The following is a 25,750-nucleotide window of genomic DNA, read 5'->3' as shown; positions in this document are numbered from 1 at the left end:
CACTGGCTTTCGCGACAGGCTCCAAGGGTAAAGCTACGCTGTACCAGCCGCGGACGTGCTTGCCACCCCTGGGCGGCGCAGATCGCCGATGTCGAGCCTCCCCGGGTTTGTCGAAAGCGCTCAGCCGACCTTGCCGTAGCCCGCGAACTTGGCGCCGACACGCTCCATTTCGGCAGGATCAAGGATCGCCGGCTCGATTCCCGCCGCCAGGATGTCGAGATACTGCCCCGCAAGGTTCTCGACCTCGGCGACGATGGTATGCGCGCCCGCCAGCGTCTGGCCGAGCGCGATCACGCCGTGATTGGCGAGCAGAACCGCCTTTCGCCCCTCCAGCGCCTTCACGGCGTTCTCGGCCAGCTCCGGCGTGCCGAAGGTGGCGTAATCGGCGCAGCGCACATCGGCACCACCGCAGAGCGCGATCATGTAGTGGAAGGCCGGGATGCCGCGCCGCGTGCAGGACAAGGCGGTGGCGCGCGGCGAATGGGTATGCACAATCGCCTGCGCATCGGGTCGTGCCTGGTAGATCGCGACATGGAAGGGCCATTCCGAGGACGGCTTGCGGCTGCCGCCGAGCACGGCACCGTCGAGCCCGAGATGGATCAGGTCGTCCGGCTTCGTCTGTGCATAAGGTAGGCCCGACGGCGTGATCAGCAGGCCGTCGCCGAAACGCGCGGAGACATTGCCCGATTTCGACGGGCAGAACCCAGCCCGATCGATCGCCTGCGCGACCACAACGATCTCCTGCCGCAGTTCCTGTTCGGTCATGTCCTGTCCCTGTTCGCCAGATCGGGGAAGAGCTGCGCCAGCCCCTCGGCGCTGGCCGCGCAGACGCCGCGCTCGGTGATCAGCGCCGTGACCAGCCGCGCCGGCGTCACGTCGAAGGCCGGATTGGCCGCGCCGCTGCCCGGCGCCACGACTCGGACCGAGCGGACCTCGCCGTCATCGGCGAGCCCCGATAGATGGGTGACCTCGCGCGCCGCGCGCTCCTCGATCGGAATATCGGCGAGGCCGTCGCGGATACCCCAGTCGATCGTCGGCGAAGGCAGCGCCACATAGAAGGGCACGCCGTTGTCACGCGCGGCGAGCGCCTTGAGATAGGTCCCGATCTTGTTGGCGACGTCGCCGCTCGCGGTGGTGCGATCGGTGCCGACGATCGCCATGTCGACCTGCCCGTGCTGCATCAGGTGCCCGCCGGCATTGTCGGCGATGACCGTATGCGGCACGCCATGGGAGCCGAGCTCGTAGGCCGTCAGTGCCGCGCCCTGGTTGCGCGGCCGGGTCTCGTCGACCCAGACATGGACGGGGATGCCGGCATCATGCGCGAGATAGATCGGCGCCAGGGCCGTGCCCCAGTCCACCGTCGCGAGCCAGCCGGCATTGCAGTGAGTGAGAATGTTGACCGGCACGCCGGCAGGCTTGCGCGATGCGATCTGGGCGATCAGCGGCAGGCCGTTCTCGCCGATCGACCGGCACAAGGCGACATCCTCGTCGCAGATTGCCGCGGCTTCCGCATAGGCTGCGTCGGTGCGGGCCTCCGGAGACAACGGTGCAAGGACACCCCGCATCCGCGCCAGCGCCCAGCGCAGATTGACGGCCGTCGGCCGCGTCGCACCGAGCAGGTCGAGCGCTGCCTCCAGCGCTGCGTCCGAGGTATCCGCCCGCATCGCCAGCGCCACGCCATAGGCCGCGGTCGCACCGATCAGCGGTGCCCCGCGCACGACCATGCTGCGGATCGCATCCGCCGCCTGTTCGGCCGAGCCGAGCGCGACGGTCTCGAAACGGAAGGGCAGGCGCGTCTGGTCGATCACGACGACACGCCAGCCGTCCTGCGCCAGCCAGATCGTCCGGTAATGCTGGCCGTTGATCTTCATAACCGCTCAATCACCGGCGAAGGAGACCAGCGTCCGCACGGGCACGCCGAGCCGCCGGATCTTGTCGCCGCCGCCGAGTTCCGGCAGGTCGACGATGAAGCACGCCGCCACGACCTCGGCGCCCAACCCCGCCAGCAGGTTGACCGCCGCCTCCGCCGTGCCGCCCGTGGCGATCAGGTCATCGACCAGCAGCACGCGCTCGCCCGGCTGCACCGCGTCGCGATGGATCTCGATCTCGTCCGTGCCGTATTCCAGCGCATAGGTCGCGCGCAGCGTCTCCAGCGGCAGCTTGCCCTTCTTGCGCACGGGAATGAAGCCGGCCGAGAGCTGATGCGCCACGGCTCCGCCGAGGATGAAGCCGCGCGCCTCGATCCCGGCGATCTTGGCGATCTTCAGGCCGGCGAAAGGCTGCACCAGCTCGTCGACGGCCCGACGGAAGGCCCGCGCATCGCCGAGCAGCGTGGTGATGTCGCGGAAGACGATACCGGGCCGGGGATAATCCGGGATCGCGCGGATGCTGTCGGCGAGGTTCATGGACACCGTCTCATGAGGACTGACGGCCGCCTTGGTCGGACGCCGGGCCGGCTTCGTCAAGGGCGACGTCATCAGGCCGCCCTGAGCACGCGCCCCGCGACGGCATCGAGCTTCGCCAGCAGGGCCGGATCGCGGAAGGCCGGCGCGGTCACGATGGCGGTGTCGAGCGCGTTATGAGAGCCGGCCGGGCACGGCTCGCGCTCGACCGGAAAATCGGCGGCGAGCCGCGCTACGAGGCGCCGCGCCTTGTCGGCATTGTCATGAAGCACCGCGATCACCGAGGCGACGTCGACGGCGCCGTGCAATTCATGCCAGCAATCGTAGTCCGTCACCATCGCGACCGTCGCATAGGTGATCTCGGCCTCGCGGGCGAGCTTGGCCTCGGGCATCGCCGTCATGCCGATCAGATCGTAGCCGAGGCCGCGATAGGTCGTCGATTCCGCATAGGTCGAGAATTGCGGGCCTTCCATCGTGACCAGCGTGCCGCCGCGCACGAAGGCCAGTTCCTCGGCCTCGGCCGCAGCCGCGATCCGCGCCTGCAGGGCGGGGCCGACGGGATGGGCGACCGAGACATGGGCGACGCAGCCCTTTCCGAAGAAGGAGCTCTCGCGCCGACTCGTGCGGTCGACGAACTGGTCGACCAGCACGAACAGGCCGGGATAGAGCTCGGCCTTGTAGGAGCCGCAGGCCGAGAGCGAGACGAGATCGGTCACGCCCGCCCGCTTCATCACGTCGATATTGGCGCGGTAGTTGATCTCGGAGGGCGGGATCGCATGACCGCGTCCATGGCGCGGCAGGAAGACGATCTTCGTCTGGCCCATCCGACCGATTCGCAGAACGTCGGACGGCTCGCCCCAGGGACTTTCGATGCGCTCCTCGCGCAGGTCGGTCAGGCCCGGCAGGTCGTAGATGCCCGATCCGCCGATGATTCCGAGAACGGCTTCGCTCATGGTCGATTCCCTCAAGCATCGGACCGAAAGGTGGAGGGCACTTTTCGGGAGTATCCGGTGCGATGACATCAAGCCGATCGCGGCACGTCCGGCAGGATGCGCGGCGATCGGGTGCGGCGCGGAAAGGACCATCTTTCGATGACGGTCGCAATACGCCCGGCAGGATGCCGTCATGCTCAGGCTTGCCCCGAGCATCTCCTGCCGAAGGAGGTTCCGGAATCTCCTCCCCCCTGAGATTCTCGGATCTGCGCTTCGCTTCGTCCGAGAATGACGAGTGTCATAACGAAAAAGGCCCCGTCGCCGGGGCCCTCTCCTGAACTCGGGTCGTCCGGCTCAATGAGCCGGCGAGCCGTCCGGCATGCGCGACCACACCTTCTTCTTGGTGTAGTAGAGCAGCCCTGCGAACAGCGCGAGGAAGATCATCACCTGCATGCCAAGGCGCTTGCGCGCCTCCAGATGCGGCTCCGCCATCCAGACCATGAAGGCGGCGACGTCGCGGGCATACTGATCGACGGTCTCCGGAACCGGCGACTTGCCATCCTCGCCCTTCGGATACTCGACCTGACCGTCCGAAAGCGGCTTCGGCATCGCGATCAGGTGACCGGGCATATACTTGTTGTAGTTCTGGCCGGGCAGGAGCGTGACGCCCGCGGGCGGCTCCTCATAGCCGACCATCAGGGCATGGATATAGTCCGGACCCTGCTCCTGATACTGCGTGAAGATGTCGAAGATGAAGGTCGGGAAGCCGCGGGTATAGGTGCGTGCCTTGGCCAAGACGGAGAAGTCCGGCGGATAGGCGCCGCCCTGGGCCGCGCGGGCTGCCTGCTCGTTCGCGAATGGAGACGGGAAGCGGTCGGCCGGGCGGCCGGGCCGCTCGAACATCTCGCCGGCCTCGTTCGGGCCGTCCTTGATCTGGTAGGTCGCGGCGAGCGCGGCGACCTGACCGGGCGTGAACTCGGGACCGCCGGGCTGCGACAGGTTGCGGAAGGCGACGAGGCTGGCGCCATGGCAGCTCGCGCAGACTTCCTTGAAGACCTTGAAACCGCGCTGGAGCTGGGCCCGGTCGAACTTGCCGAACGGACCCGAGAACGACCAACTCAGCGCTGGCGGCTTCGGGCCGGCCTCGGCGGCCTGCGCCGCCGGCTGGAGGAGCGCCAGCGAGAGGCCGGCGGCGAGCCCGGTCAGGGCGAGACGAAACGAGGTTCTGCTCATGGTTCCGTCAGCCCTTGACGTTCGGTTCGGCAGCGGTGGCGGTCGCGACGCGCGCGGCCGACCCGCCCTTTGACGCGAGCACCGCGTCGGCGATCGAGGTCGGCAGCGCCTTCGGCCGCTCGAACAGGCCGACGACGAAGAGCGCGACGAAGAAGCCGAAATACAGCACGGTGAAGATCTGCGAGGCGATGACGTAGCCGCCTTCCGCCGGCATGGCGCCGAGATAACCGAGGCCGATGCAGACCACGACGAAGGCCCAGAACAGCTGGCGCCCGATCGGGCGGTAGCTCATCGACTTGACCTTGGAGGTGTCGATCCAGGGCAGGAAGGCGAGCACCACGATGGCAGCGCCCATCGCCATGACGCCGCCGAGCTTGTCGGGAATGGCGCGCAGGATCGCGTAGAACGGCAGGAAGTACCATTCCGGGACGATGTGGGCAGGCGTGGAGGCCGGGTTCGCCGGGATGTAGTTGTCGGCATGGCCCATGAAGTTCGGCTGGTAGAACACGAACCAGGAGAACAGGATCATGAACACGACCATGCCGAAGATGTCCTTCACGGTCGCGTAGGGCGTGAACGGCACGGTGTCTTTCTGAACGTTCTTCACCTCGACGCCGGTCGGGTTGTTCTGGCCGACGACATGCAGCGCCCAGATATGCAGCACGACGACGCCGAAGATCATGAACGGCAGCAGGTAATGCAGCGAGAAGAAGCGGTTCAGCGTCGGGTTGTCGACCGAGTAACCGCCCCACAGGAAGGTGACGATCGTCTCGCCGATCACCGGCAGGGCCGAGAACAGGTTGGTGATGACGGTCGCGCCCCAGAAGGACATCTGGCCCCAGGGCAGCACGTAGCCCATGAACGCCGTCGCCATCATCAGCAGGAAGATGACCACGCCGAGGATCCAGAGCACCTCGCGCGGCGCCTTGTACGAGCCGTAATAGAGCCCGCGGAAGATGTGCACGTAGACGGCGATGAAGAACATCGAGGCGCCGTTGGAGTGCAGGTAGCGCAGCAGCCAGCCGTAGTTCACGTCGCGCATGATGTGCTCGACGGAGTTGAACGCCATCGAGGCATGCGGGGTATAGTGCATCACCAGGATGATGCCGGTGACGATCTGCGCCACCAGCATGAACACGAGGATGCCACCGAAGGTCCACAGGTAGTTCAGGTTGCGCGGCACCGGATAGGAGACCGCCGAGTCATGGGCAAGCCGGATGATCGGCAGGCGCGCGTCGAGCCAGCGTTCGATGCCGGTCTTCGGAACGTAGGAACTGTGACCACTCATGAAGAATGCCTCAAGGCTGTCTCATCTTGGCGGGAAAGCGTCGAGCGCATGCTCAGCCGATCTTGATCTTGGTGTCGCCGTTGAAGGCGTAGGGCGGCACCGGCAGGTTGAGCGGCGCCGGGCCCTTCCGGATGCGGCCGGAGGAATCGTAGTGCGAGCCGTGGCAGGGGCAGAACCAGCCGTCGAAATCGCCCTTCGATTCGCCAGGCGCGGTGCCCAGCGGAATGCAGCCGAGATGGGTGCAGTTGCCGAAGACGACGAGATACTGCTCGTGCCCGGCCTTGGTGCGCTGGGCATCGGTCTGCGGATCGCGGAGCGTCGCGACGTCGACGGCCTTGGCCTCGTCGATTTCCTTCTTGGTCCGGTGACGCACGAAGATCGGCTTGCCGCGCCAGAACAGCTTGATCGCCTGGCCCTCGGCGATGGGCGCGAGGTCGACATCGACCGGCGCGCCGGCCGCCACCGTCTGCGCGTCGGGCGCGAGCTGGCTGATCAGGGGAACAACGAGAGCGCCGACGCCGACGGCGCCGGCTGCGCCGGTCGCGAGCATCAGGAAATCGCGGCGGGTTGTTCCGGTCGATGTATCGGTCGCGTGCGCCACGATCCAATCCTCTTACACGTCTTGCGAGCTAGAACAGCTCGAAATTATCGCCTCTCGCCCTCATAGGGGCGCGCCGCTGCCGCCGCAATGCGGCGGTGCGTCACCTTCGGCTCTTTGACATGCAGATTGGACGAAGTCTACTGTCGCGAACGCCCCGGCCATGCATGGCGCACAGTCCGTCGAGGTAGACGTCAGACGGCGAGCTTTTCCGGATCGGCGGCGGCCAGGAATCCGCCCGATTGCCGCGCCCAGAGCCGGGCATAGAGTCCGCCCCGCGCGATCAGCTCGTCATGGCTGCCCATGTCGGCGATGCGCCCCTGGTCGAGCACGATCAGGCGGTCGAGCGCGGCGATTGTGGACAACCGATGCGCGATCGCGATCACGGTCTTGCCCTGCATCAGGGCGGCGAGCTGCTGCTGGATCGCCGCCTCGACCTCCGAATCGAGCGCCGAGGTCGCCTCGTCGAGGATCAGGATCGGCGCGTCCTTGAGCAGCACGCGCGCGATCGCGATCCGCTGGCGCTGGCCGCCCGAGAGCTTCACGCCGCGCTCGCCGACGCGCGAATCGAAACCCTTGCGGCCGTCCTGGTCGCCGAGTCCGAGGATGAAGCCGTGGGCCTCGGCCTGCTCGGCCGCGCGCGCGATCTCGGCCTCGCTCGCACCGATCCGGCCATAGGCGATATTGTCGCCGATCGAGCGGTGAAGCAGCGAATTATCCTGCGTCACCATGCCGATCTGCGCCCGCAGCGAGTCCTGCGTGACATGGGCGATGTCCTGCCCGTCGATCAGGATGCGCCCGCCTTCGAGCGGATAGAGCCTGAGCAGCAGGTTCACCAGGGTCGACTTGCCGGCGCCCGACGGCCCGACAAGGCCCACCCGCTCGCCCGGCCTGATCTGCAGGTCGAGCCCCTCGAACAGCCCCTGCCCGCGGCCGTAGTTGAAGCGGATCCTGTCGAAGCTGATCGCGCCCTTCTCGACGACGAGCGGCACCGCATCGGGCGCGTCCGGCAGGTCGTGCGGCTTGGCGATCGTCTCCATGCTCTCCTGCACCGAGCCGATATTCTCGAAGATGCCGCGCACGAGATGGATGAGCCAGCCCGACATCTGCACCAGCCGGAGCACGAGCCCGATGGCGGCCGCGACCGCGCCCGGCGTCATCTCGCCCTGGCTCCAGAGCAGCAGCGCGAGCCAGGCCGTCGCCACCACGAGCAGGCTGTTCATCGTCTGCAGGATCACGCTGACACCGGTGATCAGGCGCGACAGGTTGAGGAAGGATGCGTTCCACCGCGTCAACGAGTCGCGGACGGCGGAGCGCTCAGCATCGGCACGCGCGAACAGCTTCACCGTCAGGATGTTGGTGTAGGAATCGACGATGCGCCCGGTCGTCGTCGAGCGCCCGAGCGAATTCGCCTCCGAGCGCTGCTTCGCGCGGGGCACGAAATAGATCAGCAGCGTGACGTAGGCCCCGAGCCACAGGATCACCGGCAGCGCCAGCCACAGGCTGGTCTTGCCGAAGAAGCCGATCGCGACCGTGGCGAAGACCAGCGCGTACCAGAGGTCGTCGATCACCTCGATCGTCGCGCCGCGGATCGACTGCCCGGCCTGGATGACGCGGGCGGAAAGGCGCCCGGCAAAGTCGTTCTGAAAATATCCCAGCGCGTGGCCGAGCGTGTAGACATGGTTGCGCCAGCGGATCTGGTTGGTGATCTGCGGCACCACGACCTGGTCGACGATGGCGTGGTTGGCGAAATAGACCAGCGGCCTGACGACGACGAGCAGGAAGGCCGCGCCCGCGAGCAGCCAGCCATGGTCGCGGAAGATCGTCTCCGGCGACTGCGTCGAGAGCAGGTCGACGAACCAGCCGACCATCAGATACATCGCCGCCTCGATGCCGCTGAAGCCGAGCCCCGTCAGCATTATCAGGACCATCCAGCCCTTCACGCCCTTGATGTGATGCCACATGAAAGGCCAGACGCCCCGCGGCGGCGTCTCCTGCTCGTCGAAGGGAGCGAAGACGTCGATTCGGCTTTCGAGCCAACGGAAGAGCGGAGCGAACATGCCTGCTTGGCTAGCGGGAATGAGGGGTCGGAACAAACGACAATTCGGGATACCGGCTTTCCCTGTGCCACCCCTTGTCAGGAGCCGGCCGGGCAGGCGTCGCCATCGACGCAGCTAGGCGCCTCCGGTGGCGGCATTAGGGCAAGGGTCAATCATTCGCCCGCGGGAAGGCGGCGGCGGAAGACAAGGATCGAATAATCGTAAAATCGTCACGGCGGCGTATAGGGCCTGATATCCTTCAGAATCATCCAATAGGAACCCCAAAGCAACGGCCCCGGTTCTCGACGGCATAAACTAACCCGCCAAGGAGAGAGCCATGAGGCTTCGAATACTCGGCGCGTTGAGCGCCTGCACGATACTCGCTGCTTGCAACAGCACCGCGGAATACACCAGGTTTGATGGTTGCGACGGCCTGCGCGGCGCCGCCAAAAGCAAATGCCTGCGGTTGGCAGCCCTTCACAGCCCCACTGTGAGCAACCGCGGCGATGCGAGATCAAGGGACGTAGCGAACAACAATCCCCAAAACCCCGGCAATCCAGGCACACCCGGAAATCCGAACAATCCCGGCACGCCCGGAAATCCCAACAACCCCGGTAATTCCGGCAGCAGCAACCCAGGTGGCCTGTTCGGGTTGGCACTCGGCGTCGGCGCCAATGCCGGCGGCGTCGGAGCTAATGCCGGCGCAGGTGCCGGCCTCGGCGGCGGCGGTCTCGCGGCGGGCGCTGGCGCCAATGTCGGCACAGGCAATGGCGGGGTGGGTTCCGCGGCCGGCGCCAATGTCGGCAGCGGAGGCATTGGCGCCGGACTTGGTGCCGGCGTCGGCAGTTCCTCCGGGGGCCTCGGCGCAGCGGCGGGGGTCGGCGCCGATAGCGGTGGCGTCGGAGCAGGCCTTGGCGCCGGATTAGGAGGCTCGGGCGGCGGCCTTGGCGCCGGGGCAGGCGCCGGCTTGAACGGGGATGGTCTTGCGGTCGATGCCGGCCTCGGGAGCAGCTCCGGCGGCGGATTGGGAGCCAATGTCGAGGTCGGCGGTGGCGGGATCAACGTCAACCTGAACTGATTTCGCCGCCCCTCACCTCAACGAACCGGGACGGCTTCGGCTTGGCCGAGCGCAGTTCCCGGTTCGACACCGTCAGGCTGGGTCGACGAGATGTCCGTCCCTTCGCCCGGCTTGACGCATCCCGGTCTCACCCTCCATCTCCCCGGCATGTTGCGCCTCGCCCTTTTCCAGCCGGATATTCCGCAGAACGCCGGCACGATGATCCGCATGGCCGCTTGCCTCGGCATCGCCGTCGATATCGTCGAGCCGGCCGCCTTCGACGTCTCCGACCGGCATTTCCGTCGCTCGGGCATGGACTATCTCGAACGCGCCACGGTCCGGCGCCACGATTCCTTCGTTGTCTTCGACGACTGGCGCAGGGCGCAGGGTCACCGCCTTGTCCTGGCCGAGACCGATGGCGCGACTCCCTTGCCAGACTTCGTCTTCCAGCCTGGCGACATCGTCCTCGTCGGGCGCGAATCGGCCGGCGTGACCGCCGAGGCCCGCGCAGCGGCGGACACCAGCCTGCACATTCCCATGCGATCGGGATTGCGTTCGCTCAATGTCGCGCTGGCAGCCGCGATGGTAATGGGCGAGGCCTTGCGACAGACTGGCGGCTTCCCGGGCCGCGATGGAACAGAAGCAGACGATGACCGCTCCGAAGCCCGTTGAGTCCCCCGCCGCCGATCCCGCCGTCGTCGCAGCGCTGAAACCCCGCGCCGCGGCCTGGTTCGAGACCCTGCGCGACCGCATCTGCGCCGCCTTCGAGGCGGTCGAGGATGAGGCTGCCGGCCCCTTCCCCGCCGAGACCGACGCGCCCGGGCGCTTCGTCCGCACACCCTGGCAGCGGACCAACCATGACGGCGCGCCCGGCGGCGGCGGCGTCATGTCGATCATGAAGGGCCGCGTCTTCGAGAAGGTCGGCGTCCATGTCTCGACCGTGCATGGCAGCTTCCACCCGGATTTCGCCGGCCAGATCCCCGGTGCCGCGCAGGATCCGCGCTTTCACGCAACCGGCATCTCGCTGATCGCCCATCCCTGGAATCCGCACGCCCCGACCGTGCACATGAATACGCGGCTCGTCGTCACCACGAAACCGTGGTTCGGAGGCGGCGCCGACCTGACCCCGGTCCTGAATGCACGCCGCGATCAGGACGACCCCGACGCTCAGGCCTTCCACGCCGCGATGCGCGCGCCCTGCGAGCGCTTTCCGGCCATCGCCGACTATCCGCGCTTCAAGGCCTGGTGCGACGAGTACTTCTTCCTGAAGCACCGCAACGAGCCGCGCGGCATCGGCGGTATCTTCTACGATTATATCTGGACCGGCGATGTCGAAGCCGATTTCGCCTTCACCCAGGCGGTCGGCGAGGCCTTTCTCGGCAGCTATCCCGAGATCCTGCGCTCCAATCTCGGCAAGCCCTGGAGCGAGGCCGAACGCCACGAGCAGCAGGTCCGCCGCGGCCGCTATGTCGAGTTCAACCTGCTCTACGACCGTGGCACGATCTTCGGCCTGAAGACCGGCGGCAATGTCGATTCCATCCTGTCCTCGATGCCGCCGACGGTGCGCTGGCCATAGGGCGGGGATGTTCCCACCCTACCTCCACCACGGCCGTCATGCTCGGGCTTGACCCGAGCATCTCAGGCCGAAAGAGGCTCCAATGCCTCACTTTCAAGAGATTCTCGGGTCAAGCTCGAGAATGACGCTCTGTCACGACGGCGGCCTCGGAGGCGAGCTCGCGGCTTGCCTTCCTGACGAACCCCATCTGCTCGCCCTCTCCGGCCGGGCACCCGGCCTCGATCCAGCCCCGTCGCGCAACCTCCAGCACCTGCCCCACGCGCGGCCCCGGCGGGATGCCGAGTCCGACGACGTCCTTGCCCGTCAGCAGGAACTGCGGCGTCTGGCCGAACGCGGCGATCAGGCTTTGCACGCCACTCCTGGCCTCGCTCACCGCCGAAGCGTTCAGCAGGACGAGCGCCGCAGCAGCCGCGTCGTCGCCGACGCGATGGGCGACATGACGCAGCGCTGCGAGATCGGGCAGCCCCGCCCGGCCGCCCAGCCTCTCCAGTGCTCCGGCAATGCGCTCGATCCGGTCGAATTCGTCGTTCGAAAGCCGCAAGCCTTCGCGCAGGCGCGAGGCGTCCTCGCCGACGGCAACCGCCAGCGCCGCCAGCCGAAACGCCGGATGGACACCCGCGCCGTCATCGCCGGCGATCGCGGCGAAACGCGAGAGATGCGGCACGCCGCCGATCACCGGCATCAACAGCCCGGCGCCGGCCATCGCCCCGATCGTCGCGACCACGCCCGGTGCCACCAGGAGCTTCATCATCTCCGCCCGCACCCGCTCGCGCGACAAGCCGGCGAGCCCCTCGCGGCCGGCGATGCAGGCGCGCAGGCCCTCGGCATCGGGCTCGCCGACACCGTAGCGGGCATGGAAGCGGAAGAAGCGCAGGATACGCAGGTAATCCTCGCGGATGCGCGCTGCGGCATCGCCGATGAAACGCACCCGTCTTTGTGCGAGATCGGCGAGCCCCCCGCAATAATCGTGCAGCGTGCCGTCGCGCCCCAGCCCGAGCGCGTTGATGGTGAAGTCGCGCCGCAATGCATCCGCCGCGAAATCCCGGCCGAACACGACCCTGGCCCGGCGCCCGTCCGTCTCGACATCGCGCCTGAGCGTCGTGACTTCGAAGCTCGCCCCATCCGCGACGAGCGTCACCGTACCGTGCTCGATCCCGGTCGGCACCGCCTTGAAGCCGGCGGCCTGCCCGCGCCGGATCGTCTCCTCCGGCAGGGCCGTGGTCGCGAGGTCGATATCGCTCGCGGGCTCGCCGATGAGGAGATTGCGCACCGCGCCGCCGACGACGCGGGTTTCCTCTCCGTTTTCGTCGAGAGCCGGCAGCAATCGCGCCAACGCCGGCTGAGCCAGGAAGCGTGCGATCTCGCCGTCATGCTTCCCGCTCATTTGAAGCGGCCGGGCACCAGCACCCCGTTCTCCATATGCGGCGGCTCGTAGGCGCCCTCGCTGCGCGGCGCGATGAAGCCGCCATAGATCAGCACGGCGATCGCCAGCAGAGCTCCCGCGACCGCCAGCGCGAAGACATGGCGGCTCCAGTGCTCGACATCGAAGGGATTGCGCCTGTTGACGACGAGATAGCCTGCGAAGATGCAGAAAGGCAGGACGAAGAGCAGGACCTCTTCGATGATCGCGCGCAACATCGGCTTCGTCGTTCCCCGGCGCGGCACCCGCGCAGTACAGTTTTATCCGACCAGCCGCTCGTAGAGATTGCGGATCATGCCGGCGGTCGCCCCCCAGATATAGCGACCCTCGAACGGCATCGCATAGTAGGTGCGGAAATGGCCCTTCCATTCGATGCCCTCGCGCTTGTGATTCGCCGGGTCGAGCAGGAAGGAGAGCGGCGTCTCGAAGGCCTCGTCGACCTCGTTATGGTTGATCGTCAGCGAGAAGGGCGGCTCGACCAGCGCCACCACCGGCACGATCCGGTAGCCCGTGCCTGTGAGATAGGCATCGAGGAAGCCGAGCGTGCGGATATGCGAGCGCGACAGGCCGATCTCCTCCTCGGTTTCGCGCAAGGCCGTAACGACCGGCGAACCGTCGACGGCATCGACCCGCCCGCCGGGAAAGGCGATCTGCGCCGAGTGGTTGCGCAGAGCTGCGGCGCGCTGCGTCAGCAGCACGGTCGGTCCCGCGGGGCGCGGCACGATGCCGATCAGCACGGCGGCCGGGACAGCGCGCTTCTCGTCGGGGATCGGCACGGATGTCGACTGATGCTCATGATCGCCGCGGGGCCGGCTGATCACATCGCCCAGCATGGGCGGCTCCGCCCGCAGCCGTTCGCGTGCCAAGGCCGCGAAGCCTTCGGCGCTGAGATTGAGAGCGGACTCGACTGACTTCAGCACTAGAGGCCCTCGATCTCGCTCGCCGGCACGGCCGGAAAGAATTCTCCTGCCGCGGCGATCCCGAACATCGCCACGCCCTCCGCCTCCCTGATCTCGCCGAGCGCGAGCAGATCGTAGGTCAAGGCCCGCGTCAGCCGGGCCCAGAGGCCGCGCCGGACATGGACATAAGGCGTCAGCCCGTCCTGCGCAGCCCGCGCGAAACGCAAGGCGTGGTCCGGCCCGACGCTGACGAGATCGTCGACCTGCGTCCGGAACGCGATCGCCCGGTCGTCTCCCTCGCCCTCGACCTGCATCTCGACGGCCTGGAACGGCGCGTCCTCGACGCTGATTCCGACCTTCTCGACCGGGGTCACGAGAAAGTAATCCTCGCCCTCGCGCTTCAGCACCGAGGAGAACAGCTTCACCAGCGCCGGCCGGCCGATCGGCGTGCCCATATAGAACCAGGTCCCGTCGGCGGCGATGCGCATGTCGAGATCGCCGCAGAACGGCGGGTTCCAGCGCTCCACCGGCGGCAGGCTGCGAACCTTGCCGCCGCCGAGCGAGGCCATCAGGCGTTCCATCGCGTTGCCTGGCCCGGTCATCGGAAGGCCAATCCCCAATTGTTGCGGCATCCTGCTTGCATCGCGTTTCCGCCTTGAACTCCACATAATCGTGAAGCCGAGTTGATGTGTACCATTCCATTCGGCGCTTGAGCCGCCGTGATGGCCCGTCCACATTGAACGGCCGAACGCATCGGCGGTTCGCAGGACGGCGCAACGGCCCGCGACAGTGAAGGAGACCGACATGGCGGCGCAAGCCCGGGCAAGCGAGAGCACTTCGCCGATCGACCTCGACACAGGCATCGTCGAGGCGGCCGAAGCCGCACTCGGCGCCATCGGCGCGGCCCGCAAGGAGATCGGCCAGGTCATCTTCGGCCAGCAGAAGGTCGTCGATCTCTCGCTGGTGACGCTGCTTTCGGGCGGCCACGGCCTGCTCGTCGGCGTTCCCGGCCTCGCCAAGACCAAGCTCGTCGAGGCGATGGGCACCGTGCTCGGCCTTGCGGCGCGGCGCGTCCAGTTCACGCCGGACCTGATGCCGTCCGACATTCTCGGCTCCGAGGTTCTCGACGAATCGAGCGACGGCAAGCGCCATTTCCGCTTCATCAAGGGCCCGGTCTTCGCCCAGCTCCTGATGGCGGACGAGATCAACCGCGCTAGCCCACGCACCCAGTCGGCCCTGCTGCAGGCGATGCAGGAGCATCATGTGACCGTCGCCGGCGAGCGCTATGACCTGCCGGCGCCCTTCCATGTCCTGGCGACGCAGAACCCGATCGAGCAGGAAGGCACCTATCCCCTGCCCGAGGCCCAGCTCGACCGCTTCCTGCTCGAGATCGATGTCGGCTATCCCGACCGCGAGGCCGAGCGCCGCATCCTGCTGGAGACCACCGGCGCAGGCGAATACAAGCCGGCGCAGGCGATGACCTCGGAAACGCTGATGTCGATCCAGCGCCTCGTCCGCCGCCTGCCGGTCGGCGACGCCGTGGTCGACGCGATCCTCGATCTCGTCCGCTCCGCCCGCCCCGGCGAGGGCGAGGCTTCAGTCACCGACAAGCTGTCCTGGGGCCCCGGCCCCCGCGCCAGCCAGTCGCTGACGCTGGCGGTGCGTGCGCGTGCCCTCGTCGAGGGCCGGCTCGCCCCTTCGGTCGACGATGTCGCGGCGCTCGCCATTCCCGTCCTGAAGCACCGCGTCGCCCTGACCTTCGCCGCCCGCGCCGATGGCGAGACAGTCGAGGGGCTGATCGGCAAGCTCGTGGAACGGCTGGGATAGGCCGATGCTGCGCACGCGCGTCCTGGCTCCGGGCGAGAGGCGGCCGTCGCGGCCGGTCCTCACCGAATCGCTCGACCTGGCTGCGCGCCTGCCGCGCCTGATCCTGGAGGCGCGCCGCGTCTCCGCCAGCATCCACGGCATCCACGGCCGGCGTCGCGCCGGCCCTGGCGAGACCTTCTGGCAGTATCGCCCGCTTGTCGCCGGCGAATCGGCCTCGCGCATCGACTGGCGCCGCTCCGCTCGCGACGGCCATCTCTTCGTCCGCGAGCGCGAATGGGAAGCCTCGCATTCGATCTGGCTCTGGATCGACCGCTCGCCCTCGATGGGCTTCGCTTCCTCGCTGGCCATGGCCTCGAAGCTCGACCGCGCGCTGGTCGCGGGGTTCGCCCTGGCCGAGACGATGGTCGAGGGCGGCGAGCGCGTCGGCCATCTCGGGCTGACGCGGGCGCTGGCCTCGCGCCGCATCGTCGAGATGCTGGCGCAGGCGATTCTCGCCGACGAGCGCAACGCCGCCTCCGACCTGCCGCCGGAAGCGCCGCTGCCGCGACTGGCGGACGCGATCATCATCACCGACGGGCTCTCGCCCGCCTCCAAGCTCGCCCAACGCATCGCCACGCTCGCTTCGTCGGGCGCGCGCGGCCATGTCCTGCTGATCGCCGATCCGATCGAGGAGACCTTCCCCTTCAACGGCCAGGCCGAACTCTTCGACCTGGAGGACGGGTTGACCCTGCGCGTCGGCGATGCCGGCGCCTGGGGCGATGAATATCGCCGGCGCCTGGCTGCCCATAGCGAGGCCATCGCCGAGGCCTGCCGCAAGGCCGGCTGGACGCTGACGCTGCATCGCACCGACCGGCCGGCCAGCGAAGCGGTGCTGCGCATCGCGAGCCTCGTCGCCGCCTCGCGCAGCGCCTCGGGCTTCTGAGGGGAAACGCCGATGCTCAGCGCCCTGCCCTTCAGCTTCACCGCCCCGCTCGCCCTCGCTGCGCTCGCCCTGCTGCCGGCGCTCTGGCTGATCCTGCGCGTGACGCCGCCACGCCCGCGCCGGATCGATTTCCCGCCGCTCAAGATCATGGCGGACCTGATCGCCAGGCGCGAGACGCCCGCCCACACGCCCTGGTGGCTGCTCGCCTTGCGCATGGCGGTGGCCGCGCTCGCGATCCTCGCCGTCGCCGGCCCGGTCTGGAATCCGGTGCGCGATGCCGCGCCTTCGCGCGGCCCGGTCCTGATGCTGATCGATAACGGCTTCGGCGCCGCGACCGACTGGCCGGAGCGCGTTTCGGTCGCCGAATCGCGCATCGCCGCCGCGACCCGCGAAGGCCGCCCGGTCGCTGTCGTCGGCCTGGCAGAAGCCCCTGCCGCCATCGCGCTGGCCGAGCCGCGCATTGCGCTCGACCGGTTGCGCGCGCTCCCGCTCCAGCCGCATGCGCCGGATCGTGCCGCCCATCTCCAGCGTATCGAGGCTTTCCTGCAGGGCGCGCCCTCGGCCGAGATCGTCTGGGTCGCAGACGGACTCGCCGTCTCCGACGACGGCAGCTTCCTCGCCCGGCTGAAGCAGGATGCCGAGGCCCGCCGCCTCGCTGTTCATGCAGCCCCGGCCGCGCAACTCGCCCTCTCAGCGCCCGAGAACCTCGCGGGTGCGCTCACCGTCAAGGTGCTGCGCCCGACCCCCGGCGCCGCCGCGACCGGCCAGATCCGCGCGCTCGATCTCAAGGGCCTGCCGCTCGGCAATGCGCCTTTCATCTTCGAGGGCAGCAATCTGGAGACCACCGCGCGCCTGACCCTGCCGATCGAGGTCCGCAACGCCGTGTCGCGGCTGGAGATCGTCGGCGAGCGCAGTGCCGGCGCCGTCGCGCTGCTCGACGACCGGGCCAAGCGCCGCCGCATCGGCATCGTCTCCGGCGCTACCGCAGATACCGCGCAGCCATTGCTGTCGCCGACCTATTATCTCTCCCGTGCGCTCCAGCCCTTCGCCGAGATCCGCGAGCCGCGACAGGGCTCGATCGATCCGGTCGGCGAAATGCTGGCGCAGAATCTCTCGGTGCTGGTCCTCGCCGATATCGGCGCGCTCGATCGCGAGACGAGCGAGAAGGTCACGAGCTTCGTCGAGCGCGGCGGCGTGCTGCTGCGCTTCGCCGGCGCCCGGCTCGCGGCGTCTTCCGACGACCTGACGCCGGTGCGCCTGCGTCGTGGCGGCCGCACGCTCGGCGGCGGCCTGTCCTGGGAGACGCCGCGCAGGCTCGCGCCCTTCACCCGCGAAAGCCCCTTCTTCGGCCTGACGATCAGCGACGACATCCGCGTCAGCCGCCAGATCCTGGCCGAGCCCGAGCCCAACCTGTCGCGCAAGACCTGGGCGGCGCTGGAGGACGGCACGCCGGTCGTGACCGCCGAGCGGCGCGGCGACGGGCTGATCGCCATGGTCCATGTCACTGCCGACACCACCTGGTCGAACCTGCCGCTCTCGGGCCTCTTCGTCGATATGCTCCGCAAGATCGTCAACCTTGCCGGGAACGGCCCCGCCGCGGTCGAGGCCCAGAGCGACGACAAGCGCGTCGAGACCCTGTCACCGGCCCGCGTGCTCGACGGCATCGGCCAGTTCCGCTCGGCGCCCGCGACGGCCCAGCCGGTGGCGCGCAACTATGCCGGTCGCGCGACGCTCGCCCATCCGCCCGGCCTTTACGGCCCGACCGACGGCTCGCTCGCGGTCAACGCTTTGACGCCGACCGACACGCTCGCGGCGCTCGACCTCGCCAGCCTCGGCGTCGCCGTCCTGCCGATCGACGAGCCGATCGCGCGCGACATCCGGCCATTGCTCCTCGTCCTGGCTCTGCTTCTGCTCGTCGCCGACACCCTGGCGACGCTCTGGCTCGGCGGGCGCCTCAACACCTCCCGTCTGCGCAGGGCCGCCGCGCCGGCCGCGATCCTGCTCGCGCTCGCCGCCTCCTTCGCTCTCACGCCCGATACCGCCCGCGCCCAGCAGCCGGCTCCCAATGCGCAGGCCGATACCCGTCCGCCGATCCCGCGCGCCCTGCTCGCCAATGGCGCGATGACGCGGCTCGCCTATGTCGTCACCGGCGACAAGCCCGTCGACGACATGTCCAAGGCCGGCTTGACCGGCCTCAATTCGGTGCTCGGCGCTCGCACGGCACTCGAGCCGGGCGAGGCGGTCGGCGTCAACGTCGAGCGCGACGAGCTCGCCTTCTTCCCCGTCCTCTACTGGCCGATCGTCGCGGGCCGCCCGATCCCTTCGGCCGAAACCTTGCGCAAGCTCGAAGCCTATATGAAGGGCGGCGGGCTCGTGATCTTCGACACCCGCGACGCGATGAGCGCGCGCCCTGGCGGTGGCACGACGCCCGAGGGCGACCAGCTCAAGCGCATGCTGCAGACGCTCGACATTCCCGAGCTGGAGCCGCTGCCGCGCGACCACGTCCTGACCAAGACCTTCTACATCCTCGACGAACTGGTCGGCCGCTACGACACCGGCACGACCTGGGTCGAGACCCTGCCGCCCGCCGATAGCGACGGCCGACGCCCGGCGCGAGCAGGCGACAATGTCTCGCCCATCGTGATCACCGCCAACGACCTCGCGTCCGCCTGGGCGATCGACCGGCGCGGCGAAGGGCTGGTGCCGTTGTCCGGGGGCGATCCGCGCCAGCGCGAGATGGCGCTGCGCGCCGGCGTCAACCTCGTGATGTATGCGCTCACCGGCAACTACAAGGCCGATCAGGTCCATGTCCCGGCCCTGCTCGAAAGGCTCGGCCAGTGATGAACGATCTCTTCTCCTCAGCCCTCATCCTGAGGAGCCGTTCCGACAGGAGCGGCGTCTCGAAGGATGCTCCAGGAGGCTTCGGAGATATCTGGAGCATCCTTCGAGATGCACCTGCGGCGCTCCTCAGGATGAGGGCTGAGAACAGGATACCGGGAGGAGCACGCTGATGTGGAGCGTCTCCCTCGCCCCGATGGTGCCCCTGCCGCTGCTGATCGGCCTCGCCGTGCTCGCGGCTCTGGCTGCCGGCGCTGCCATCGTGCTCGCCGGCCGCAGCGCGATCCTGCGCGCGCTCGCGCTCGTCGTGCTGACGGCGGCGCTGGCCGATCCCTCGCTCGTCTTCGAGGACCGCGAGCCGGTCAAGGACGTGGTCTCGGTGGTGGTCGACCGCTCGGCCTCGAACCGCCTCGCCGACCGCGCGGCCCAGACCGATGCCGCCGTCGCCGAGATCGAACGGCAGTTGCGCGGCATCCCCAATGTCGAGCCGCGCATCGTCGAGCTGCGCGACGCCCAGGGCACGAATGACGGCACGCGCCTGTTCGAAGCCCTGTCGTCGAGCCTGGCCGACGTGCCCTCCGAGCGCGTCGCCGGAGCGATCGCGATCACCGACGGCCTCGCCCATGACGCCCCGGCCAATGCAGAGGCACTCGGCCTGCGTGCGCCGCTGCATGTCCTGACCACCGGCCGCGATGCCGAGATCGACCGCCGTATCGTCCTGGTCGATTCGCCGCGTTTCGGCATCGTCGGCAAGGACCAGATCATTCGCCTGCGCGTCGTCGACAAGGGCGGCCCGGGCCGCGCCGGGCTGACCATCCGCCGCGACGGCGAGATCATCGCCCGCCGCGAGGTCACGACCGGCCAGACCGTACAGGTCCCCGTCCGCATCGATCGTGGCGGGCCGAACGTCGTCGAGATCGAGGCGCAAGCCATCGACAACGAGCTGACGCTGGCCAACAACCGCGCCGTGATCACCATCGAGGGCGTTCGCGACAAGCTCCGCGTGCTGCTGGTCTCGGGCGAGCCGCATCCGGGCGAGCGCACCTGGCGCAACCTGCTCAAGGCGGACGCCAATGTCGACCTCGTGCATTTCACCATCCTGCGCCCGCCGGAGAAGCAGGACGGCACACCGATCAACGAGCTTTCGCTGATCGCCTTCCCGACGCGCGAGCTGTTCCAGGTCAAGATCAAGGAATTCGACCTGATCATCTTCGACCGCTACGCCAACCAGTCGATCCTGCCGCTGCTCTATTTCGAGAACATCGTGCGCTATGTCCGCGACGGCGGCGCATTGCTCGTCGCGGCAGGCCCCGAATATGCGGGATCGCAGACGCTGGCGCGCACGCCGCTCGGCCAGATCCTGCCCGCCCTGCCCGATGGCAGCGTCATCGACGAGGCCTATCGGGCTCAGGTCAGCGAGCCCGGCAAGCGCCACCCCGTCACCCGCGACCTGCCGGGCTCCGAGGTCTCGCCGCCGCGCTGGGGCGAATGGCTGCGCATGGTCGGCGCCCAGGCGCGGGCCGGCGGCGCGCCCGTCATGACCGGCCCCGGCGAGCGCCCGCTGCTGATGCTGGCCCGCGAGCAGAAGGGCCGCGTCGCGCTCTTCCTCTCCGATCATGCCTGGCTCTGGGCGCGGGGCTTCCGCGACGGCGGCCCCTATCTCGACCTGCTGCGCCGTCTGAGCCACTGGCTGATGAAGGAGCCGGAGCTTGAAGAGGAGGCGCTGCGCGCGACCGTCCGCGGCGCGACCGTCGAGGTCGAGCGCCAGACACTGCGTGACAATCCCGGGCCGGTGACCATCACCGCGCCGGACGGCCAGTCGCGCACGGTGACGCTGGAGCCCGGCCGCCCCGGCCTGTTCACCGCCCGCATCCCGACCAGCGATCTCGGCCTCTACCGATTGACCGCCGACAACCTTACCGCCTTCGCCAGCGTCGGACCGGAAAACCCGCGCGAATTGATGGAAGTGGTCAGCGATCCCGGCGCGCTTCAGACATTGGCGCAGGCGACCGGCGGCTCGTCACGGCGCGTCGGCCGGGAGAGCGGTTCGGCCGTCAACGTGCCGCGCATCGTTCCGGTGCGCTCGGGCAGCCAATTCGCCGGCAATGACTGGATCGGCCTGAGGATCAGCGATTCCGGCATCGTGCGCGGCGTGCGCATCTCACCGCTCTTCATCGGATTGCTGGGTCTTGCCGTGCTGTTCGGCGCCCTCGTTGCCGGCTGGCTCGGCGAAAGCGGCCGGCGCCTCAGGCGGCAGGCGTAGATTCTACCGTCATTCCGGGGCATTGCGCAGCGATGAGCCCGGAATCCAGGAGCACGACATGTCCGTCATGGTCGGGCTTGTCCCGACCATCCACGTCTTCATCGATGCCGGGCGGCGTTCAAGACGTGGATGCTCGCCACAAGGGCGAGCATGACGAGCTGGAACAAGGTCGTGTTCGTGGATTCCAGGCTCGCCGCCGCGCGGCGCGCCGGAACGACGGCAGGATCACCCCGCCCGTGCCGAGGTCACCACCCCGCTACGCTGCTTCAACACGCCGTCGACCAGCTCCAGCGCGAGGAAACGCGCCGGATCGGCCGGGCCCGGCAGCACGAGCTGGCCGGGCGGCAGCACCTTGAAGCCGAAGCGCGCGTAATAGGGCGCGTCCCCGATCAGCATGATCAGGTCATGCCCGGCCTCGCGCGCGGCATCGATCGAGCGGTTCATCAGCGCGGCCCCGATGCCCCGGCCCTCGAAGGCAGGATCGACGGTGAGCGGGCCGAGCATCAGCGCCTTGTGGCCGCCGGCGAGTACCGCCGTCACCTTCACCGAACCGACGAGGAAGGTGCCGACATGAGCGGCGAAGGACAGCGCGTGATCGGGCGGCACGCCCTCGCGCAGGCGGAACGCCGTGCGGGCGAAACGGCCGGGACCGAAAGCGCGCTCGTGCAGGCGCTCGATCGCGGCGGCGTCCACGGGAAGTTCGTGGCGGATGGTCAGGGGCAGGGATGTCACGATGATCGACGCTTAAGCGGGAGGCGGGTCGGCTGAGCGAAGGCAGGCGCGTGCAGGCGCAGTGCCGGAAGGGCGCATTCAGCGCGCCGGTCGTCGCAGGTCTCGCAGGCTCGGGCGGATCATCATGACAGCGCCTCTACAGTATCGGGCCGGAAAGGGAAATCCACTTTTCGGAAAAATCCGAGGCGGCACCGAATGGCGCTTAAGCGGTGTCCATCCATCCGGCGGCATTCCCCTGCGGAGGCTTGCTCGCCTTGCCGGATTGGTCTCAACTCCGGTCGCGAAGCGGGGGAACACAGCGCGGAAGCCGAAGGCGATATCGCCTGTCGAAGCGGAGGAAACCGATGCCCGGATTCAAGCCAATCACCCCTGCCCTGCTTCTGGCGGCGATCTGCCTGCCGGCACTGGCCCAGCAGCCGGCACAGCCAAAGGAGCCGGTTAGGGACGAGTTCTTCTGGCTCGGCGAGATGAACAAGGCCAGCACCGTCATCAATGCCGAGCAGGGCCTGCTCGACCGGGCGCTGGCGCCGAAGCTGGCGCAGGGCATCGCCAAGGTGATCGAAGCCGGCAACGAGCCCGGCGCGAGGCGGCCCTCGACCGTCATCACGTTCGAGCCGCTGATGATCAAGGAGGCCGGGGTCGAGGTCACGCTGATCCATGCCGGCCGCTCGAGCCAGGACATGCACGCGACCTATCGCGCCGCGATCATGCGCGACCGGCTGCTGACGCTCGCCGGTGAGCTCAACCGGGCGACGCGGACGATGGTCGAGCTTGCCGCGACCCATCGCGACACGATCGTCCCCAACTACACCAACGGCGTCGCCGCCCAGCCCAACAGCTACGGCCATTACCTGCTCGGCCTCGTCGCCGGGCTCGATCGCGACGCGCAGCGCATCCGCGAGACCTATGCCCGGGTCGACCGCTCTCCCATGGGCACGACCGTGCTCAACGGCACGAGTTGGCCGCTCGATCGCCAGCGCATGGCCGACTATCTCGGCTTCGCGGCCTTGGTCGAGAACGCCTACGACGCCTCGCAGATCGCCGCGGCCGACCTGCCCGTGGAGGTCGGCGGCATCGTCACCGGCATCGCGCTGCATGTCGGCGGCTTCATCGAGGACGTGATGACGCAATATGCGCAGTCGCGGCCCTGGATCATCCTGCGGGAGGGCGGCGGCAACACCTATGTATCCAGCGCCATGCCGCAGAAGCGCAATCCGGGCCTGCTGAACGGCACGCGTGAAAGCGCCTCGACCGCCCTTTCGCTGGCAATGGGGCCGGTCTTCCGGGGGCATAACATCCCGCCCGGCATGCCCGACGCCAAGGACGCCAGGGCCAACAGCGCGATGACCGACAGCGCGACCAGGGCCGTGCAGGGGCTGGATCGCATCCTGAAGGCGCTCGCCATCGATCCGGAGCGGGCCCTGGAGGAGCTCAACAGCGACTGGACGGCATCGCAGGAACTCGCCGACGTGCTGATGCGGAAATACAAGCTGCCCTTCCGCGCCGGCCACCATTTCGCGTCGGAGGTGGTCGACTACGCCAAGCTCCACAACATCAAGCCGACCGAATTTCCCTATGCGCAGGCGCAGGCGATCTACCGCAAGGCGGCTCCGGAGATGGGGCTCGCCGCCGCTGATCTGCCGATGAGCGAGGCCGAGTTCCGCGCGACGCTCGACCCCGTCGCGATCATCAGGAACCGCGCCACATCGGGCGGCCCGCAGCCGGCCGAGATGGACCGGATGCTGGCCGAGGCCAGGCAGCGCCTCGACCGGCAGGACGCCTGGATCAAGGATCGCCGCGCCAAGATTGCGGCGGGCCTGGCGAAGCTCGATGCCGATTTCGCCACGCTGGCGAAAAGCGCCAACTGAGCCGCACGGCAGCCGCGCTCACCATTCCGTAGCCAGCGGCTGCCCGGAGAGGATCTCCGCCAGCCGCCGCCGCGTCGCCTGCGTCGTTGCATCCGGCAGGCGATCCAGCGGAAAGAATCCGGCTTCCGCGATCTCGCGGTCCGGCTGCTTGATCTGCTCGATGCGGAACCGGCGCAGCACGTAGACGGCGACGTGATCGCGCCGGGAGAGCCTGCGGTTGAAGAAGAATCCATGCAGAACGGGCCGCTCGGCCGCAACGATACCGGCCTCTTCCGACAATTCGCGCTCCAGGGCCTCTTCGGCCGTTTCGCCGACCTCGACCCCTCCTCCCGGCAGATACCAGCCGGGAACATAGGTGTGACGGACCAGGAAGACCTCGTTGCGTTCGTTCAGGACGACGACGCGCACGCCCAGCGTCATGCCGCGCGCAAACCTGAAATAGACATGCAGCAGACGCGTCAGCAGGCGTTGCGCGAGCGTGCGGGGCATCTCGGGATCGGCGGTCGGCTGGGGCGTCGCTGATTGCATCCGATCGATTCTCAAGGTCGGGTTAATTGTCTATGCAAAAATCGCATGACGGACCGTCAAGTCCATCAGTTGCCCTGCCACAAACGCGCCCCAAATGAGGCAGATACCGCAGCGCAACATCAGGACACCGAAACCATGCTTCTCTCTTTCATCATCGCTCGCTTCAAGGCCAAGCCGGCCTATGTCTGGAAGCCCGCCGTCACCCTGACCGATTCCCGCATCGTGTCGGAACTGACCGGCGCCGCCAACTGAGGTCCTCCGACCTGTCCGCAGTCCAGGCGCGCCATCGGCGCGCTTGACTGACGGCCTCCTGCGGGGGCAAGCGCTTGAGCGTGTTCAAGCTCGCGCATCTGTCCGACCCGCATCTCGGCCCGCTCGCCGGGTTTTCGCTGCATCAGCTCTTCGGCAAGCGCGCGACCGGTTACGTCAACTGGCGTCGCAAGCGCCGTCACGCCCATGACATGGATATCCTGGCGCGTATCGTCGCCGACATCCATGCGCATGAGCCCGACCATGTCGCCTGCACCGGCGACGTCGCCCATATCGGCCTGCCCGACGAATTCAAGACAGCCATCGCCTTCCTGGACGAACTCGGCCCGCGCGAAAGGGTCAGCTTCGTGCCGGGCAATCACGATGCCTATGCGCGTTCCTCGCTGAAGCCGCTGGCCGGCCTGCTCGCGCCCTGGATCGCCGATGACGATGGCAAGGCCGGCTACCCCTGGTATCGCCGCCGCGGCCCGGTCGCGCTGATCGGCATCAACAGCGGCGTGCCGACCCTGCCCCTGATGGCGACGGGGCGCGTCGGCAGCGAGCAGGTCGCCCGCACCGAGGCGCTGCTGGATCGCGCCCGCGACGAAGGCCTGATCCGCGTCGTGCTGATTCACCACCCGCCCTATGTCGGCGGCGCCAAGCGCGGCCGCGAACTGGTCGATGCCGCCGCCTTCGAGGCCATGCTGAAGCGCAAGGGCGCCGACCTCGTCCTGCATGGCCATAATCACAGCTTCTCGCTGGCCTGGCGGCCGGGGCTCGGTCGAGACGTGCCGATCGTCGGCGTGCCCTCGGCATCGATCGGCCCGCGCGGCCATGGCGAGCTCGGCACCTGGCATCTCTTCCGCATCGAGGGCGATGCGAAGGAACCGGGTATCACGCTGGAGCAGCGTGGCTTCGAGCCGGACGGAGCCGTGACGCTCCGTCAGGAAATCTCCCTGACGAAAGCCGTCTGAAAGACGTCATCCCGTGCGCGCCGCAGCGTGCAGCGCTGCTGCGCAGACACGGGACCGCACGACGACAGAGGCTCCCGTCGTCGCACACGCTACAGGGTGTCTTTT

Annotated in this window: 24 protein-coding genes; 10 read left to right on the top strand and 14 right to left on the bottom strand. The window is 68.3% G+C overall.

What is annotated here, in order from left to right:
- Positions 1 to 120: 120 nt before the first annotated feature.
- The 8 genes from OCUBac02_RS08245 to OCUBac02_RS08210 all read right to left on the bottom strand — a co-directional run bounded on the left by OCUBac02_RS08245 (position 121) and on the right by OCUBac02_RS08210 (position 8,513).
- Positions 121 to 765 carry a class II aldolase/adducin family protein gene (locus OCUBac02_RS08245; protein WP_047582400.1) on the bottom strand — a complete coding sequence of 215 codons (645 nt, stop codon included), beginning with the start codon at positions 763 to 765 and terminating at the stop codon, positions 121 to 123.
- A complete protein-coding gene (gene mtnA, locus OCUBac02_RS08240; RefSeq protein WP_173044826.1) occupies positions 762 to 1,871 on the bottom strand; it encodes an S-methyl-5-thioribose-1-phosphate isomerase in 1,110 nt (369 codons plus the stop codon). The genes OCUBac02_RS08245 and mtnA overlap by 4 nt, the downstream gene beginning before the upstream one ends.
- 6 nt (positions 1,872 to 1,877) lie before the next feature.
- Positions 1,878 to 2,405 carry an adenine phosphoribosyltransferase gene (locus OCUBac02_RS08235; RefSeq protein ID WP_173044824.1) on the bottom strand — a complete coding sequence of 176 codons (528 nt, stop codon included), beginning with the start codon at positions 2,403 to 2,405 and terminating at the stop codon, positions 1,878 to 1,880.
- A gap of 71 nt (positions 2,406 to 2,476) precedes the next feature.
- Entirely contained in the window at positions 2,477 to 3,355 is an 879-nt protein-coding gene (locus OCUBac02_RS08230) for an S-methyl-5'-thioadenosine phosphorylase (protein ID WP_173044822.1), read from the bottom strand.
- Positions 3,356 to 3,688: 333 nt separating this feature from the next.
- Positions 3,689 to 4,567: a cytochrome c1 gene (locus OCUBac02_RS08225; protein WP_173044820.1), complete on the bottom strand. Its 879-nt coding sequence runs from the start codon at positions 4,565 to 4,567 to the stop codon at positions 3,689 to 3,691.
- Between the two features lie 7 nt (positions 4,568 to 4,574).
- On the bottom strand, positions 4,575 to 5,855 hold the full coding sequence (locus OCUBac02_RS08220) for a cytochrome b (protein WP_173044818.1): 1,281 nt from the start codon (positions 5,853 to 5,855) through the stop codon (positions 4,575 to 4,577).
- 52 nt (positions 5,856 to 5,907) lie between these two features.
- Positions 5,908 to 6,456, bottom strand: a complete 549-nt coding sequence (gene petA, locus OCUBac02_RS08215) for a ubiquinol-cytochrome c reductase iron-sulfur subunit (RefSeq protein ID WP_280528851.1) — start codon at positions 6,454 to 6,456, stop codon at positions 5,908 to 5,910.
- Between the two features lie 191 nt (positions 6,457 to 6,647).
- On the bottom strand, positions 6,648 to 8,513 hold the full coding sequence (locus tag OCUBac02_RS08210) for an ABC transporter ATP-binding protein (RefSeq protein WP_173044816.1): 1,866 nt from the start codon (positions 8,511 to 8,513) through the stop codon (positions 6,648 to 6,650).
- A gap of 631 nt (positions 8,514 to 9,144) precedes the next feature.
- On the opposite strand from OCUBac02_RS08210, the gene OCUBac02_RS08205 reads away from it, so the two are divergent.
- The 3 genes from OCUBac02_RS08205 (at position 9,145) to hemF (ending at position 11,125) form a co-directional block, all read left to right on the top strand.
- Complete coding sequence (locus OCUBac02_RS08205; protein WP_173044814.1) at positions 9,145 to 9,570, top strand: hypothetical protein; 426 nt, start codon at positions 9,145 to 9,147, stop codon at positions 9,568 to 9,570.
- A gap of 147 nt (positions 9,571 to 9,717) precedes the next feature.
- The gene (locus tag OCUBac02_RS08200; protein ID WP_173049431.1) at positions 9,718 to 10,221 is read left to right on the top strand and encodes a tRNA (cytidine(34)-2'-O)-methyltransferase; all 504 of its coding nucleotides are present in this window, start codon (positions 9,718 to 9,720) and stop codon (positions 10,219 to 10,221) included.
- Complete coding sequence (gene hemF, locus OCUBac02_RS08195) at positions 10,199 to 11,125, top strand: oxygen-dependent coproporphyrinogen oxidase (RefSeq protein WP_173044812.1); 927 nt, start codon at positions 10,199 to 10,201, stop codon at positions 11,123 to 11,125. The genes OCUBac02_RS08200 and hemF overlap by 23 nt, the downstream gene beginning before the upstream one ends.
- A 109-nt stretch (positions 11,126 to 11,234) precedes the next feature.
- On the opposite strand, the gene OCUBac02_RS08190 is transcribed toward hemF, so the two are convergent.
- From OCUBac02_RS08190 to OCUBac02_RS08175, 4 genes are all read right to left on the bottom strand, one after another.
- The gene (locus tag OCUBac02_RS08190; RefSeq protein WP_173044810.1) at positions 11,235 to 12,509 is read right to left on the bottom strand and encodes a CCA tRNA nucleotidyltransferase; all 1,275 of its coding nucleotides are present in this window, start codon (positions 12,507 to 12,509) and stop codon (positions 11,235 to 11,237) included.
- Positions 12,506 to 12,763: a DUF6111 family protein gene (locus tag OCUBac02_RS08185; protein ID WP_173044808.1), complete on the bottom strand. Its 258-nt coding sequence runs from the start codon at positions 12,761 to 12,763 to the stop codon at positions 12,506 to 12,508. The genes OCUBac02_RS08190 and OCUBac02_RS08185 overlap by 4 nt, the downstream gene beginning before the upstream one ends.
- 42 nt (positions 12,764 to 12,805) lie before the next feature.
- Positions 12,806 to 13,378, bottom strand: a complete 573-nt coding sequence (locus tag OCUBac02_RS08180; protein WP_173044806.1) for a CoA pyrophosphatase — start codon at positions 13,376 to 13,378, stop codon at positions 12,806 to 12,808.
- An 86-nt stretch (positions 13,379 to 13,464) separates the two neighbouring features.
- Positions 13,465 to 14,046 (bottom strand): DUF1285 domain-containing protein, encoded by a 582-nt coding sequence (locus OCUBac02_RS08175; protein ID WP_173044804.1) that lies wholly within the window; start codon positions 14,044 to 14,046, stop codon positions 13,465 to 13,467.
- 202 nt (positions 14,047 to 14,248) lie between these two features.
- Between OCUBac02_RS08175 and OCUBac02_RS08170 the strand changes: the two genes are divergently transcribed.
- From OCUBac02_RS08170 to OCUBac02_RS08150, 5 genes are read left to right on the top strand one after another with little or no spacing between them, the layout of a single operon-like run.
- Positions 14,249 to 15,271, top strand: a complete 1,023-nt coding sequence (locus OCUBac02_RS08170) for an AAA family ATPase (protein ID WP_047579344.1) — start codon at positions 14,249 to 14,251, stop codon at positions 15,269 to 15,271.
- Positions 15,272 to 15,275: 4 nt separating this feature from the next.
- Positions 15,276 to 16,193: a DUF58 domain-containing protein gene (locus OCUBac02_RS08165; RefSeq protein WP_173044802.1), complete on the top strand. Its 918-nt coding sequence runs from the start codon at positions 15,276 to 15,278 to the stop codon at positions 16,191 to 16,193.
- A 12-nt stretch (positions 16,194 to 16,205) separates the two neighbouring features.
- Positions 16,206 to 19,034, top strand: a complete 2,829-nt coding sequence (locus OCUBac02_RS08160; RefSeq protein WP_173044800.1) for a DUF4159 domain-containing protein — start codon at positions 16,206 to 16,208, stop codon at positions 19,032 to 19,034.
- Entirely contained in the window at positions 19,034 to 19,204 is a 171-nt protein-coding gene (locus OCUBac02_RS08155) for a hypothetical protein (protein WP_173044798.1), read from the top strand. Before OCUBac02_RS08160 ends, OCUBac02_RS08155 begins: the two co-directional genes overlap by 1 nt.
- Positions 19,204 to 21,294 carry a hypothetical protein gene (locus OCUBac02_RS08150; protein ID WP_173044796.1) on the top strand — a complete coding sequence of 697 codons (2,091 nt, stop codon included), beginning with the start codon at positions 19,204 to 19,206 and terminating at the stop codon, positions 21,292 to 21,294. Before OCUBac02_RS08155 ends, OCUBac02_RS08150 begins: the two co-directional genes overlap by 1 nt.
- Before the next feature lie 225 nt (positions 21,295 to 21,519).
- On the opposite strand, the gene OCUBac02_RS08145 is transcribed toward OCUBac02_RS08150, so the two are convergent.
- Entirely contained in the window at positions 21,520 to 22,026 is a 507-nt protein-coding gene (locus OCUBac02_RS08145) for a GNAT family N-acetyltransferase (protein ID WP_173044794.1), read from the bottom strand.
- A 344-nt stretch (positions 22,027 to 22,370) separates the two neighbouring features.
- On the opposite strand from OCUBac02_RS08145, the gene OCUBac02_RS08140 reads away from it, so the two are divergent.
- Positions 22,371 to 23,894: an argininosuccinate lyase gene (locus tag OCUBac02_RS08140; protein ID WP_173044792.1), complete on the top strand. Its 1,524-nt coding sequence runs from the start codon at positions 22,371 to 22,373 to the stop codon at positions 23,892 to 23,894.
- 18 nt (positions 23,895 to 23,912) lie between these two features.
- Here the strand turns inward: OCUBac02_RS08140 and OCUBac02_RS08135 are convergent, their stop codons facing one another.
- Positions 23,913 to 24,383, bottom strand: a complete 471-nt coding sequence (locus tag OCUBac02_RS08135) for an NUDIX domain-containing protein (RefSeq protein ID WP_465247779.1) — start codon at positions 24,381 to 24,383, stop codon at positions 23,913 to 23,915.
- A 371-nt stretch (positions 24,384 to 24,754) separates the two neighbouring features.
- Here OCUBac02_RS08135 and OCUBac02_RS08130 point away from each other — a divergent pair, with 371 nt between their 5' ends.
- The gene (locus OCUBac02_RS08130) at positions 24,755 to 25,645 is read left to right on the top strand and encodes a metallophosphoesterase family protein (protein WP_173049429.1); all 891 of its coding nucleotides are present in this window, start codon (positions 24,755 to 24,757) and stop codon (positions 25,643 to 25,645) included.
- The last annotated feature ends 105 nt before the right edge of the window (positions 25,646 to 25,750 follow it).

This window comes from Bosea sp. ANAM02 (assembly GCF_011764485.1).
Lineage (GTDB): Bacteria > Pseudomonadota > Alphaproteobacteria > Rhizobiales > Beijerinckiaceae > Allobosea.
Note: the sequence above shows the minus strand (reverse complement) of the source record. Positions and strands in the feature narration are given on the sequence as shown.

What these genes read in the sequence shown, in the direction of transcription:
- OCUBac02_RS08245 (WP_047582400.1), bottom strand. Translation starts at nt 765, where the DNA reads ATGACCGAACAGGAACTGCGGCAGGAGATCGTTGTGGTCGCGCAGGCG.
- mtnA (WP_173044826.1), bottom strand. Translation starts at nt 1,871, where the DNA reads ATGAAGATCAACGGCCAGCATTACCGGACGATCTGGCTGGCGCAGGAC.
- OCUBac02_RS08235 (WP_173044824.1), bottom strand. Translation starts at nt 2,405, where the DNA reads ATGAACCTCGCCGACAGCATCCGCGCGATCCCGGATTATCCCCGGCCC.
- OCUBac02_RS08230 (WP_173044822.1), bottom strand. Translation starts at nt 3,355, where the DNA reads ATGAGCGAAGCCGTTCTCGGAATCATCGGCGGATCGGGCATCTACGAC.
- OCUBac02_RS08225 (WP_173044820.1), bottom strand. Translation starts at nt 4,567, where the DNA reads ATGAGCAGAACCTCGTTTCGTCTCGCCCTGACCGGGCTCGCCGCCGGC.
- OCUBac02_RS08220 (WP_173044818.1), bottom strand. Translation starts at nt 5,855, where the DNA reads ATGAGTGGTCACAGTTCCTACGTTCCGAAGACCGGCATCGAACGCTGG.
- OCUBac02_RS08210 (WP_173044816.1), bottom strand. Translation starts at nt 8,513, where the DNA reads ATGTTCGCTCCGCTCTTCCGTTGGCTCGAAAGCCGAATCGACGTCTTC.
- OCUBac02_RS08200 (WP_173049431.1), top strand. Translation starts at nt 9,718, where the DNA reads ATGTTGCGCCTCGCCCTTTTCCAGCCGGATATTCCGCAGAACGCCGGC.
- hemF (WP_173044812.1), top strand. Translation starts at nt 10,199, where the DNA reads ATGACCGCTCCGAAGCCCGTTGAGTCCCCCGCCGCCGATCCCGCCGTC.
- OCUBac02_RS08190 (WP_173044810.1), bottom strand. Translation starts at nt 12,509, where the DNA reads ATGAGCGGGAAGCATGACGGCGAGATCGCACGCTTCCTGGCTCAGCCG.
- OCUBac02_RS08185 (WP_173044808.1), bottom strand. Translation starts at nt 12,763, where the DNA reads ATGTTGCGCGCGATCATCGAAGAGGTCCTGCTCTTCGTCCTGCCTTTC.
- OCUBac02_RS08180 (WP_173044806.1), bottom strand. Translation starts at nt 13,378, where the DNA reads ATGCTGGGCGATGTGATCAGCCGGCCCCGCGGCGATCATGAGCATCAG.
- OCUBac02_RS08175 (WP_173044804.1), bottom strand. Translation starts at nt 14,046, where the DNA reads ATGACCGGGCCAGGCAACGCGATGGAACGCCTGATGGCCTCGCTCGGC.
- OCUBac02_RS08170 (WP_047579344.1), top strand. Translation starts at nt 14,249, where the DNA reads ATGGCGGCGCAAGCCCGGGCAAGCGAGAGCACTTCGCCGATCGACCTC.
- OCUBac02_RS08165 (WP_173044802.1), top strand. Translation starts at nt 15,276, where the DNA reads ATGCTGCGCACGCGCGTCCTGGCTCCGGGCGAGAGGCGGCCGTCGCGG.
- OCUBac02_RS08160 (WP_173044800.1), top strand. Translation starts at nt 16,206, where the DNA reads ATGCTCAGCGCCCTGCCCTTCAGCTTCACCGCCCCGCTCGCCCTCGCT.
- OCUBac02_RS08155 (WP_173044798.1), top strand. Translation starts at nt 19,034, where the DNA reads ATGAACGATCTCTTCTCCTCAGCCCTCATCCTGAGGAGCCGTTCCGAC.
- OCUBac02_RS08150 (WP_173044796.1), top strand. Translation starts at nt 19,204, where the DNA reads ATGTGGAGCGTCTCCCTCGCCCCGATGGTGCCCCTGCCGCTGCTGATC.
- OCUBac02_RS08140 (WP_173044792.1), top strand. Translation starts at nt 22,371, where the DNA reads ATGCCCGGATTCAAGCCAATCACCCCTGCCCTGCTTCTGGCGGCGATC.
- OCUBac02_RS08135 (WP_465247779.1), bottom strand. Translation starts at nt 24,383, where the DNA reads ATGCCCCGCACGCTCGCGCAACGCCTGCTGACGCGTCTGCTGCATGTC.